Below are 10,801 nucleotides of genomic sequence, written 5' to 3' on the forward strand. Positions count from 1 at the left end.
GGCCGACTCTATGCATGAAAACTTTCACGAGGCAAGGGGCGGCCCCGGTCACAGCGCCGGACGGGTGTCCAGCTCGGCGGCGAAGGCACGGCAGGCCCCGTAATCCGGAAGCAGTCCCGACCCGTGCGCCTGCGCCAGCGTCGGCGCGGCCGCGTCCCGGGTGGAGAGCAGCGGCGTCTCGACCGGCCAGTCGATCCCGAGAGCCGGGTCGAGCGGGTGCACGGCGTGCTCGACCGCCGGCCGGTACGTGGTGGAGCAGAGATAGCTGAGCGTGGCCTCGCCGGTCAGCGCGCAGAAGCCGTGCCCCAGCCCCTCGGCGACGTAGACGGCCCGCCGGTCGGTGTCGTCCAGGCGTACCGCCTCCCAGCGGCCGAACGTCGGCGAGCCGGTGCGGACGTCCACCACCACGTCGAGCACCGCCCCCCGCACACAGGTCACGTACTTCGCCTGGCCCGGTGGCACGTCGACGAAGTGGATGCCCCGGACCACGCCGTGCGCGGAGACGGAGAGGTTGCCCTGCGCCAACCGCAGCGGATGCCCGACCGCCTCGGCGAGCCGGTCGAACCGGTACCACTCGACGAACAGGCCGCGCGGGTCACCGTGCTGCTGCGGGGTGACCTCCCAGGCCCCCTCGATGCCCAGCGGTCGGATCTTCACGACCCGCTCCCCACGCCGGGCCGCCCGGCCAGCAGGCCGAGCAGGTAGGCGCCGTAACCACTGCGGGTCAACGGGTGGGCCAGGACCCGCAGCCGCTCGTCGTCGATGAGGCCCGACCGCCAGGCGACCTCCTCGATGCAGCCGATCTTCATGCCCTGACGCTCCTCGATCACCCGGACGAACTCGCCGGCCTGCATCATCGAGGTGAACGTACCGGTGTCCAGCCACGCGGTGCCCCGGTCGAGCACCGTCACGGACAGCTCGCCCCACTCCCGGTAGGTCTCGTTCACCGCCGTGATCTCCAACTCGCCCCGCGCGCTGGGACTGAGCTTGCGGGCGATGCCGACCACCCGGTTGTCGTAGAAGTAGAGGCCGGGAATCGCGTACCGGGACCGGGGACGGGTCGGCTTCTCCTCGATCGACAGCACCCGGCCGGCCGCGTCGAACTCGACCACGCCGTACTCCGCCGGGTTCGCCACCGGGTACGCGAAGACCCGCGCGCCGGCCGGATCGCCGTGCTGCGCCAACTGCCGGCCGAGACCGACGCCGTGGAAGATGTTGTCGCCGAGGATCAACGCGACCGACTGGTCGCCGATGAAGTCCGCGCCGAGCAGGAACGCCTGCGCGATGCCCTCCGGGCGGGCCTGCTCCGCGTACGCCAGCCGCAGCCCCCACTGGCTGCCGTCACCGAGCAGCCGCTGGAACTGGGCCCGGTCGTCCGGCGTGGTGATGAGCAGGATCTCGCGCACCCCGGCCATCACCAGAGTGGAGAGTGGGTAGTAGACCATCGGCTTGTCGAAGATCGGCATGAGCTGCTTGGACACGGCCCGGGTGATCGGCCAGAGCCGCGACCCGGTGCCGCCGGCGAGCAGAATTCCGCGCACGTGCGGAGAGTACCCGCGCGGTCGCTCTGCGGGCCTGCCGCCGCTCCGTCCGGGCTGCGGATTCGCGTAGGATCACCGCTCGTGAGGGTTCTCGTCACCGGCGGTGCCGGCTTCATCGGGTCGGAGTACGTGCGGATGCTCCTCGGCGTGCCGGGCGGCGACGCCGCCGGGGTGCCGGAAACCGCGCCGGCCGCGGTGACCGTGCTAGACAAACTCACCTACTCCGGCAACCTGGCCAACCTCGCCCCGGTACGGGCCGACCCCCGGCTGCGTCTGGTGCAGGGCGACATCTGCGACCCGGCGGTGGTCGACGAGGTCGTGCCCGCCCACGACGTGATCGTCCACTTCGCCGCCGAGTCGCATGTGGACCGCTCCATCACCGGCGCCGCGCCGTTCGTCACCACCAACGTGCTGGGCACCCAGACGCTGCTCGACGCCGCGCTGCGCCACGGGACGCGCCGGTTCGTGCACGTCTCCACCGACGAGGTGTACGGCTCGATCGACGAGGGCGCCTGGACGGAGAGCTGGCCGCTGGCGCCGAACTCCCCGTACTCGGCCTCCAAGGCCGGCTCGGACCTGCTGGCGCTGGCCTACCACCGCACCCACGGGCTGGACGTGGTGGTGACCCGCTGCTCCAACAACTACGGGCCCTACCAATACCCGGAGAAGGTCGTCCCGCTCTTCGTCACCAACCTGCTCGACGGCGGCACCGTGCCGCTCTACGGCGACGGCGGCAACATCCGGGACTGGCTGCACGTGCACGACCACTGCCGGGGCATCGCGATGGTGCAGGAGAAGGGGCGGGCCGGCGAGGTCTACCACATCGGCGGCGGCACCGAGCTGACCAACCGCGACCTCACCGGGCGGCTGCTGGCGGCCTGCGGCGCCGGCTGGGACCGGGTCGTGCCGGTCACCGACCGCAAGGGCCACGACCGTCGCTACGCGCTCGACATCACCAAGATCCAAACCGAGCTGGGGTACGCCCCGAGCATCCCCCTCGACCGCGGCCTGGCCGACACGGTGCGCTGGTACCGGGAGAACCGGGCCTGGTGGGAGCCGCTGAAGGCGGCACACGGGTGAGCCGGGTGCTGGTCACCGGCGCCGGCGGGATGCTCGGCCGGGACCTGCTGGCCGTGCTGCGCACCCGACCCGACCGGCCGGTCACCGCCGCCACCCGCGCCGACCTCGACGTCACCGACCCGGAGGCGGTCCGGAACGCGGTCGCCGGGCACGACGTGGTGCTCAACGCCGCGGCGTGGACCGACGTGGACGGTGCCCAGACCCGGGAGCGGGACGCCACGGCGGTCAACGGGGACGCCGTCGCGCACCTGGCCCGGGCCTGCGCCGCGACCGGCGCCCGGCTGGTCCACGTCTCCACCGACTACGTGTTCCCCGGCGACGCCACCGGACCGTACCCGGAGGACGCGCCGACCGGCCCGGTCAACGCGTACGGACGGAGCAAGCTCGCCGGCGAGCGGGCGGTCAGCCGGCTGCTGCCCGAGAACGGATACGTGGTGCGGACCGCCTGGCTGTACGGCACCCACGGGCGCAACTTCGTCACCACCGTGCTGCGGCTGGCCGCCGAACGCGACCGGATCGACGTGGTCGACGACCAGCGGGGGCAGCCCACCTGGTCGTACCGGCTCGCCGAGCGGCTCGTCGCGCTGGCCGACGCGGCGCTGGCCGGCCACGCCTCGCCGGGCATCTACCACGGCACCGCCGCGGGCGAGACGACCTGGTACGGCCTCGCCCGCGCGGTGTTCGCCCTGCGCGGCCTGGATCCGGCCCGGGTCCGCCCCACCACCAGCGACCGCTTCCCGCGCCCCGCGCCCCGCCCCCGCTACAGCGTGCTGGCGCACGGCCGCTGGGCCGCCGCGAAGCTGCCGCCGCCGGGGGACTGGCACACCGACCTGACCGAGGCCCTCACCGGCCACCCCGGGTAGCCCGACCCGGCCGATCGGCTCGTCCCGCCGTGGGGGCCTTGCCGCCCGGCCGGGAAGGATCGATGATGGCCGAAGCGACCCAAAACCGACCGGAGGAGCCGACATGCAGGTGATCCACCAGCCGCGGGTGGCATGGGACACCGCCCGGATGATCGGCGCCGCGCTCTTCGGCGACGAGCGGCTCTTCGGTTGGCTCCGCGCCGAACTCGGCACCCTGTTCGGGCCCGCCACCGTCGCGGCGCTCGACGAGTCCCGGGACCGGGTCCGTCGAGCCGGCCCCGCCCGGCTGCCGGTGGAGGCCGGGCGGTGGCGTGTCCGCCTGGAGGACGAGCTACGGCAGCGCCCCGAACTCGCCGGCGACCTGGCCGGGCTCGTCGCGATCGGGCGCGCCCACCGCCCTTAGCTTTCGCTTAGCCGGCTTGTCCCCGTGCGGCCCGGTCCGGCAGCATCGGGCGACGTGACCGACGCCAGCGCGCCCCACCCGCAGACCACCGGCACCGGCGAGCATCCCGCCTCGTCGACCGGCCGCCGCCGGGCCCCGGCCGGCCCGCGCCGCCGGTTCGCCGCCGCCGCCGGCCTGGCCACCCTCGCCGCCGTGGTCGCCGTGACCCTCGCGGTACGCGGCGGCGCCGCCCCCGCCTGCGCCGCCCCACCGGTCGGCGGCACCACCCACACCGGCAAGGCCACCTTCTACGACTCGAAGGGAGCGGGCGGGAACTGCTCCCGGCCCGCCGCACCCGCCAACCGTCTCTACGTCGCGCTCGGCCCGAGCGAGTACGCCGCCGGCGCCGCCTGCGGCGGCTTCCTCGACGTCACCGGCCCACGCGGCTCCGTCCGGGTGCTCGTCATGGACCAGTGCCCCGAGTGCGCGCCCGGCCACCTCGACCTCTCCGCCGAGGCGTTCGCGCGCATCGCCGACCCGGTGCAGGGCGTGGTGAAAATCAGCTACCGGGCCGTGGTGAACCCGCCCCTGCCCGGCCCGCTCACGTTCCGCCTCAAGGAGGGCGCCTCGCAGTACTGGTTCGCGGTCCTGGTCGGCGACCACGGCAACCCGCTGCGCTCGGTGGAGGTCCGGCGCGACGGCGCGTGGCGGGCGGCGGAGCGGCAGGACTACAACTACTGGCTGATCCCCGCCGGCGCCGGCCCCGGCCCGTACTCCATCCGGGTCACCGACGTGTACGGCCACCGCGCGACCGCCACCGGCGTCCGGTTGCTCCCCGGCCAGGTGCAGCGCAGCACGACCCGGATGTACGGCGCCGGTGCGACGACGACCGCCACCCACTCGCCCGGGCTCTCCCGCTCCCCGTCCCCCCGCCCGTCCCCCAGCGCACCCACGTCCGCCTCCCCGTCCCCGTCCCCGCCCCCGTCCACCGCACCCTCGACCGAGGCAGCCACCCCGCCCGCCTCCCCCACCCCCTGCGGCTGACCCGCCCCGCGCCCGCCCCGCGCCCGGCCGCGTCGATCTTGGAGTTGTGGTTCCACGGAATGTCCGGTCAGTGGATTTTGTCTGGTGTCACAACTCCAAGATCGACGGTGGGTCCGGCCTCCCGGGGCGCGGCGAGGTCCAGCCACATGAGGATCTCGTCCCGGGTGTCAGCGGGGGAGAGGCGCAGCGCGGCCGGGAGGCGGCCGATCTCGCGGTAGCCGAGGTGGCGGTAGAAGCGGTCCAGGCCCAGCCCGTCGCGGACGGTCACGTGCAGCGCGTCCAGGCCCAGCGCGCGGGCGATCCGCTCCGCCTCGCGCATCAGCGCCGCGCCGTGACCGCGGCCCTGGGTTTCGGGGTGCACCATGACGCGCTTGAGCACCCGCCAGTGCGCCTTCAGGTGAAACCGGTTGTCCGCGATGACGAGGACGGCGACGAGCCGGTCGCCCTGATAGCCGACCAGCAGCCGGTCCGGCCCGTCGGTCACCCCGGCGAGGGTCGACGCGGCGACCGGCCGCACCTCGGTGGCGGTCACCGGGGCGACGAAGCCGACCGCGCCGCCGGCGTTGGTCACGTCCACCCAGAGGTCGACGAGTCGGCCGCGCAGCGCGGGGGNACTCGGCGGTGACCCGTGTTCGTGATGCGGCTGACACCGCTATCGGTGCGGGAGGGGGGTCTCGAACCCCCACGTCCTTTCGGACACAGGCACCTAAGGCCTGCGCGTCTGCCGTTCCGCCACTCCCGCTGGCTCGCTGAGTCTAAGGCGTCGGGTCCGGACCATGTGCAGTCCGGTCCGCTGCGGAATCTCCTTGCTGACCGCCCTTGTTGCGGCCCGCGAACGTCTCGGTCTGGCTGTGGCAGTTCGGACAGAGGATCCGCAGGTTGGGTGGCCGGTTGTCGAGGAAGTCACCGTTGATGTGATCGACGTGCAGGGTCAGCGGCCGGCCGCGCCAGGCCGGCCCGCAGCGGCACTCCTCGCATTCCTCCGGTACCCCGATGTCGCCCAGTGCCCACTTGAGCCGGGTGCCGGGAGTTCGTCGCGCGCCGGTCGGAAGTCGCAGCAGGAGCTGCGACGAGGTGGTGCGCCGCGGGCTGGGCTGGCCCTTGTTGGGTGGGATCCTCGTGAAGTGGGAGGTGTCGATGCCGAAGCGTTTGAGCTGCCGGCTGATGTGCGCGTGCGACCCCCCACTGACCCGCACCCCGAGCAGCCGCATGACGTCGGTGACGCTGCGCGCCTGCGCCGCCGCTGCCGCCAGCCGCTCCGGCGAGTACTTGTAACGGGTCACGCGCTCACCGTAGCGGCGGCCGCCGACAGGTTCAGTCGAGCCCGAGGTCGCGGCGCAGCTTGGCGACGTGGCCGGTGGCCCGGACGTTGTAGAGCGCCCGTTCGATCGTGCCGGCCTCGTCGATGACGAACGTCGAGCGGATCACGCCGGTGACGGTGCGGCCGTACATCTGCTTCTCGCCGTACGCCCCGTACGCGGTCAGGACCGCCTTGTCCTCGTCGGCGACCAGCGGAAACGTGATCGCGTCCCGCTCGCGGAACTTGGCCAACTTCGTCGGCTTGTCCGGCGAGACGCCGACCACCTCGTAGCCGGCGACCTGGAGCGAGGCGAGCGAGTCGCGGAAGTCGCATGCCTGCTTCGTGCAGCCGGGCGTCATGGCGGCCGGGTACGCGTACAGGATGACCTTGCGGCCGCGCAGGTCGGCGAGGGACAGCGTGCCGCCCTGGTCGGTGGGGAGGGTGAAGTCGGGGGCGGGGTCGCCGGGGTTCAGGCGGTCGGTCATGGCGGTGACGATACCGCCGTGTCTCCGGGGGTGGTCGGTGGCGACGCGCGGCGCCACGGTGATCATTGCCATCGCTTGTTGCCAGGGATTGGCAACAACACCTCCTCGGAAATAGGCTCGCCCCGTGGAAACCCTGGCGATGCACATCTCCAACGGGATCATCGACGGTCCCGTCGCCGCGATCTTCGCGGCCTTCGCCCTCGCCGCGCTCGCGTTCTGCGTGCTGCGCGGCCGGGCCGACCTCGACGACCGGCTGGCGCCGATGGCCGGGCTGGTGGCCGCGTTCATCTTCGCCGTCCAGATGCTCAACTTCCCGATCTTCACCGCCGGGGTCAGCGGCCACCTGCTCGGCGGCGCGCTCGCGGCGCTCCTCGTCGGCCCCTGGGTCGGCGCGCTCTGCGTGGCCGTGGTGCTGGTCGTGCAGGCGCTGGTCTTCGGTGACGGCGGCGTGGCGATGCTCGGCCTCAACATCACCAACATGGCGATCCTCGGCACCGCCGCGGCGTACCTGCTGATCGCGCTGCTGCTGCGGGTGCTGCCGCGCACGCCGGCCGGGCTGGCGGTGACCGCGTTCGTCTCCGCGCTGGTCAGCGTGGTGGTGGCGTCCCAGGGCTTCGTGCTCCAGTACTGGCTGGGCGGCACCACCGACCTCGGCGGCAACCTCGGCGGGCTGGCCGGCACCATGGCCGTCGCCCACCTGCTGATCGGCATCGGTGAGGGCCTGATCACCGCGACCACGGTGGTCACCGTCGCGAAGGTCCGCCCCGACCTGGTGTACGCGTTGCGCGCCCTCAAGCCGGCCGTGCCGGCTCCCGCCGTCCCGGTCGCCGGAGGTGTCCGATGAGCAAGCGTGGATGGCCGTTCCTCCTCGGCGGCCTGCTGGTCGCCCTGCTGCTGGCCGGCGTGGTCAGCAACTACGCGTCGTCGCACCCGGACGGGCTGGACTCGTCGCTGCTCAAGGGCTGCACGGTGAACGCCGACGACGAGATCACCGGCGGCACCTGCCCGGCCCAGCAGGCCAAGGACCACGAGTTGGCCGACAGCCCGCTGGCCGACTACGGCGTACGCGGGATCGGCAACGACTTCCTCTCCACCGGCCTGTCCGGTGTGCTCGGCGTGCTGCTCACCTTCGCGTTCGGCGCGGGCCTGTTCTGGCTGGCCCGCCGCCGAACCCCGACCGGCGCCGCCGCGACCGGGGCGGGCGCGCCCCCGCCCACCGGCGACCGCTGAGCCCGAGGAGACGACGAATGGGCGCCGGGCACGGGCATGTGCTCTACCGCGAGTCCGGCTCGCCGGTGCACCGCCTCCCGCCGGAGGTGAAGATCACCGCCATGGTGCTGTTCACCGTGGCGGTGGTCGCCACCCCGCGCGAGGCGTACTGGGCGTTCGGCGGCTACGCGCTGCTGGTCGCCGCCGTGGCCGCGCTGGCCCGGGTCGGTCCGCGTTGGCTGCTCGGTCGGGCGCTGATCGAGCTGCCGTTCGTGCTGTTCGCGTTCGCGCTGCCGTTCCTCGGCGCCGGTGAGCGGGTCGAGGTGGTCGGGTTGAGCCTCTCCGTCGACGGGCTGCACGGCGCGTTCAACATCCTGGCCAAGGGCACGCTCGGCGTACTCGCGTCGCTCCTGCTGGCGGCGACCACGACGACCCGTGACCTGATCCTCGGCCTGGACCGGCTGCGCTGCCCGCAGATCCTCACCCAGATCGCCACGTTCATGCTGCGTTACCTGGAGGTGTTGGTCGGGGAGGCGCGGCGGATGCGGGTGGCCCGGGTGTCGCGCGGCGACGACCCGCGGTTCCTGTGGCAGTTGCGCGGTTTCGCGGCCGGCGTCGGCGCGCTGTTCCTGCGCGCGTTCGAGCGCGGCGAGCGGGTCTACCTGGCGATGGTCTCGCGCGGCTACACCGGCCGGATGCCGGCGGTGTGGCAGGGGGCGGGCGCGGCCACCGCCGGGCAGTGGGCGGTCGCTGCGACGGTCCCGGTGATCGCGGCCTCCATCGCCGCCGCCGCGCTCGTCCTGCAATGATCGGGTACGTGCAGCAGCCGCCCTCCCTGGACGTCCGTGGCGTCCGGTACGCGTACCCGGACGGTCTCGTGGCCCTGCACGGGGTGGACCTGACCGTCCCGCGCGGCGACCGGGTGGCGCTGCTCGGGCCGAATGGCGCCGGCAAGACGACGCTGGTGCTGCACCTCAACGGCATCCTCACCCCGACCGAGGGGACGGTGGCCGTCGGCGGCCTGACGGTCACCCGCGACCGGGACACGCTGGCCGAGGTGCGGCGCCGGGTCGGCATCGTCTTCCAGGACCCGGACGACCAGCTCTTCCTGCCCACGGTGGCGGAGGATGTCGCGTTCGGCCCGGCCAACCTGGGGCTGCGTGGGGCGGAGTTGGCGGAACGGGTGGACGAGGCGCTGGCGGCGGTGGGGATGGCCGAGCACCGCGACCGGGCCCCGCACCACCTGTCGTTCGGGCAGCGTCGCCGGGTGGCGGTGGCGACCGTGCTGGCGATGCGCCCGGAGATCCTGGTGCTGGACGAGCCGTCGTCGAACCTCGACCCGGCGGCCCGGCGGGAGCTGGCCGAGATCCTGCGCACCCTGCCGGTGACGCTGCTGATGGTCACCCACGACCTGCCGTACGCGGCCGAGCTGTGCCCCCGCGCGGTGATCCTGGACGGCGGCCGAATAGCAGCCGACGCCCCCACCCCCGACCTGCTGTCCAACCCCGAGATCCTGGCGGCCCACCGCCTGGAACTCCCCCACGGCTTCACCCCACCCCTCCGCCACCCCTGACCCCGGCGATCTTGCACTTTCCGCCCCGGCAAGACGGGCATAAGCCGCACCTGAGGGGCCGCAACTGCAAGATCGCCGCGGCGCGGGCGGGAGGGCGTGAGGGCGGGAAGGTCAGGGGGTGTGGGTGAGGTGGGGGTGGGAGGTGGGGTGGGGGGTGGAGCGGGTGGCGGTGTGTAGGCGGAGGAGGCCGGCGGCTACGGCGCCGAGGCCGGTGGCCAGGGCGACGGTGACCAGGACGCGGGTCAGGGGGGCGGGGCCGGCGGCGGGAGGGACCGCGCGGGACAGGACGGCCAGGTTCGACAGGCCGGCGAAGAGCGTGACGCAGGCACCGGCGAGCGCCAGCACGAAATCGGCGGCGGGGCGGCGGGCCAGCGCGTACCCCCCGGCGGCGAGCGCGCCGAGGCCGGTGAGCAGCGTCCAGACCTGCCCGGTGACCAGCTCGGCGAGCAGCCCGCCCGCGCCGGGGGCACCGGTGTCGACGGCCCGGCCGACGGTCAGCGCCACGGTGGCCGCGCCGCCCACGGCCAGCAGCCCGCCCGCCGCGCGCAGCGCCCGGACACCGGCGGCCGTGCCGGCGGGCACCAGCCCGGCCGCGCCGATCACCAGGAATCCGAGGGTGGCGGCGACCCACCACGGGTACGGGTCGGGCGGCGGCACCCAGTCCAGCGTGCCGCGTACCTCGACGGGGTCGTCGCCGACGCGCAGCGGCACCACCCAGTCGCGGACCCGCTGCTCCCGGCCGGGGTCGGCGGCGACGGCGGCGGGCGGGACTGATTCCCGCCAGAGCGTGCGCTGGTCGTGCCAGCGCGCGGTGGGCCCGTCGTCGACGCGTCGCCAGGTGGGCGCGGCGGCCGGGTCGGCCTCGGCCGGCAGCCGGGTGTCCCCGGTGATGGTGCGGTTGAGCCAGGTGGCGGGGGAGCGGCTGTTCTCGAACACCCCGCCGGGGCCGATCCGCAGGTACGGCTCGCCGGAGTAGCCGAGCACGGTCACGTCGACGCCGGTGCGGTTGGTCAGCTCCAGCCGCGCGCCGGCCTCCACGGTCCGGGCGGTCAGTCCCGGCCGGTCCGGGGTGACGCCGGTGATCGCGGTCCGGTAGTCGGTGCCGTCGGGCGCGTCCGCGCCGTGCGCGGCGGCCGGTGTGGCGATCGCGAGCAGCGTGGTCGTCGCGGCGGCGACCACCAGCGCGGCCCGGCGCAGCGGAGCGGGGATCACTTGCCGGCCGCCGCCACGGCCGCCCTGATCCCGTCCGGGCTCCGGTCTTCGAGCACGGTGCCGTTGACCTTGATGGTGGGGGTGCCGGTGACGCCGTCCCGGCTCCCCCCCC

The 10,801-nt window shown here is 74.1% G+C and carries 15 protein-coding genes and 1 tRNA gene; 8 read left to right on the plus strand and 8 right to left on the minus strand.

Annotation, left to right across the window (positions count from 1 at the left end; genetic code table 11):
- Positions 1-48: 48 nt before the first annotated feature.
- Together rfbC and rfbA are read right to left on the minus strand one after the other, a co-directional pair.
- Entirely contained in the window at positions 49-657 is a 609-nt protein-coding gene (gene rfbC / locus B1205_RS19140; RefSeq protein WP_089156835.1) for a dTDP-4-dehydrorhamnose 3,5-epimerase, read from the minus strand.
- Positions 654-1,541, minus strand: coding sequence for a glucose-1-phosphate thymidylyltransferase RfbA (rfbA, locus tag B1205_RS19145; protein ID WP_089156836.1), 888 nt, complete (start codon positions 1,539-1,541; stop codon positions 654-656). The genes rfbC and rfbA overlap by 4 nt, the downstream gene beginning before the upstream one ends.
- 81 nt (positions 1,542-1,622) lie before the next feature.
- Here rfbA and rfbB point away from each other — a divergent pair, with 81 nt between their 5' ends.
- The 4 genes from rfbB to B1205_RS32770 all read left to right on the plus strand — a co-directional run bounded on the left by rfbB (position 1,623) and on the right by B1205_RS32770 (position 4,910).
- Positions 1,623-2,621 (plus strand): dTDP-glucose 4,6-dehydratase, encoded by a 999-nt coding sequence (gene rfbB / locus B1205_RS19150; RefSeq protein ID WP_089156837.1) that lies wholly within the window; start codon positions 1,623-1,625, stop codon positions 2,619-2,621.
- Positions 2,618-3,484, plus strand: a complete 867-nt coding sequence (gene rfbD / locus B1205_RS19155) for a dTDP-4-dehydrorhamnose reductase (protein ID WP_089156838.1) — start codon at positions 2,618-2,620, stop codon at positions 3,482-3,484. The genes rfbB and rfbD overlap by 4 nt, the downstream gene beginning before the upstream one ends.
- Positions 3,485-3,587: 103 nt before the next feature.
- The gene (locus B1205_RS19160; protein WP_089156839.1) at positions 3,588-3,887 is read left to right on the plus strand and encodes a hypothetical protein; all 300 of its coding nucleotides are present in this window, start codon (positions 3,588-3,590) and stop codon (positions 3,885-3,887) included.
- A 54-nt stretch (positions 3,888-3,941) separates the two neighbouring features.
- Complete coding sequence (locus B1205_RS32770; protein ID WP_089156840.1) at positions 3,942-4,910, plus strand: expansin EXLX1 family cellulose-binding protein; 969 nt, start codon at positions 3,942-3,944, stop codon at positions 4,908-4,910.
- A 67-nt stretch (positions 4,911-4,977) separates the two neighbouring features.
- Here B1205_RS32770 and B1205_RS19170 read toward each other — a convergent pair whose 3' ends face one another.
- The 4 genes from B1205_RS19170 to bcp all read right to left on the minus strand — a co-directional run bounded on the left by B1205_RS19170 (position 4,978) and on the right by bcp (position 6,695).
- Positions 4,978-5,514 carry a GNAT family N-acetyltransferase gene (locus B1205_RS19170; protein WP_089156841.1) on the minus strand — a complete coding sequence of 179 codons (537 nt, stop codon included), beginning with the start codon at positions 5,512-5,514 and terminating at the stop codon, positions 4,978-4,980.
- A 55-nt stretch (positions 5,515-5,569) separates the two neighbouring features.
- A tRNA-Leu gene (locus B1205_RS19175) sits at positions 5,570-5,652 on the minus strand.
- A 13-nt stretch (positions 5,653-5,665) separates the two neighbouring features.
- A complete protein-coding gene (locus tag B1205_RS19180) occupies positions 5,666-6,193 on the minus strand; it encodes an HNH endonuclease (protein WP_089156842.1) in 528 nt (175 codons plus the stop codon).
- A 31-nt stretch (positions 6,194-6,224) separates the two neighbouring features.
- Positions 6,225-6,695, minus strand: coding sequence for a thioredoxin-dependent thiol peroxidase (bcp, locus tag B1205_RS19185; protein ID WP_089157091.1), 471 nt, complete (start codon positions 6,693-6,695; stop codon positions 6,225-6,227).
- Positions 6,696-6,819: 124 nt separating this feature from the next.
- Between bcp and B1205_RS19190 the strand changes: the two genes are divergently transcribed.
- The 4 genes from B1205_RS19190 to B1205_RS19205 are packed head-to-tail and all read left to right on the plus strand — an operon-like array spanning position 6,820 to position 9,477.
- Entirely contained in the window at positions 6,820-7,539 is a 720-nt protein-coding gene (locus B1205_RS19190) for an energy-coupling factor ABC transporter permease (RefSeq protein WP_089156843.1), read from the plus strand.
- A complete protein-coding gene (locus tag B1205_RS19195) occupies positions 7,536-7,925 on the plus strand; it encodes a PDGLE domain-containing protein (RefSeq protein ID WP_089156844.1) in 390 nt (129 codons plus the stop codon). Before B1205_RS19190 ends, B1205_RS19195 begins: the two co-directional genes overlap by 4 nt.
- Positions 7,926-7,942: 17 nt before the next feature.
- On the plus strand, positions 7,943-8,713 hold the full coding sequence (gene cbiQ / locus B1205_RS19200) for a cobalt ECF transporter T component CbiQ (protein WP_089156845.1): 771 nt from the start codon (positions 7,943-7,945) through the stop codon (positions 8,711-8,713).
- Entirely contained in the window at positions 8,710-9,477 is a 768-nt protein-coding gene (locus tag B1205_RS19205) for an energy-coupling factor ABC transporter ATP-binding protein (protein WP_089156846.1), read from the plus strand. Before cbiQ ends, B1205_RS19205 begins: the two co-directional genes overlap by 4 nt.
- A 111-nt stretch (positions 9,478-9,588) precedes the next feature.
- Here the strand turns inward: B1205_RS19205 and B1205_RS19210 are convergent, their stop codons facing one another.
- Together B1205_RS19210 and B1205_RS31830 are read right to left on the minus strand one after the other, a co-directional pair.
- A complete protein-coding gene (locus B1205_RS19210) occupies positions 9,589-10,689 on the minus strand; it encodes a hypothetical protein (protein WP_254910046.1) in 1,101 nt (366 codons plus the stop codon).
- Positions 10,686-10,801, minus strand: a 116-nt coding sequence (locus B1205_RS31830) for a DsbA family protein (RefSeq protein ID WP_441338524.1), incomplete at its 5' end; no start/stop codon positions are given. The genes B1205_RS31830 and B1205_RS19210, both read right to left, overlap by 4 nt.

Origin of the sequence: Micromonospora sp. NBS 11-29, from assembly GCF_002140155.1 — a bacterium.
In the GTDB taxonomy this organism is placed as follows: domain Bacteria; phylum Actinomycetota; class Actinomycetes; order Mycobacteriales; family Micromonosporaceae; genus Micromonospora.

Bases quoted from the DNA above. Each gene is read 5' to 3' on its own strand.
- B1205_RS19195 (WP_089156844.1), top strand. From the start codon at position 7,536: ATGAGCAAGCGTGGATGGCCGTTCCTCCTCGGCGGCCTGCTGGTCGCC.
- bcp (WP_089157091.1), bottom strand. From the start codon at position 6,695: ATGACCGACCGCCTGAACCCCGGCGACCCCGCCCCCGACTTCACCCTC.
- B1205_RS19205 (WP_089156846.1), top strand. From the start codon at position 8,710: ATGATCGGGTACGTGCAGCAGCCGCCCTCCCTGGACGTCCGTGGCGTC.
- cbiQ (WP_089156845.1), top strand. From the start codon at position 7,943: ATGGGCGCCGGGCACGGGCATGTGCTCTACCGCGAGTCCGGCTCGCCG.
- B1205_RS19160 (WP_089156839.1), top strand. From the start codon at position 3,588: ATGCAGGTGATCCACCAGCCGCGGGTGGCATGGGACACCGCCCGGATG.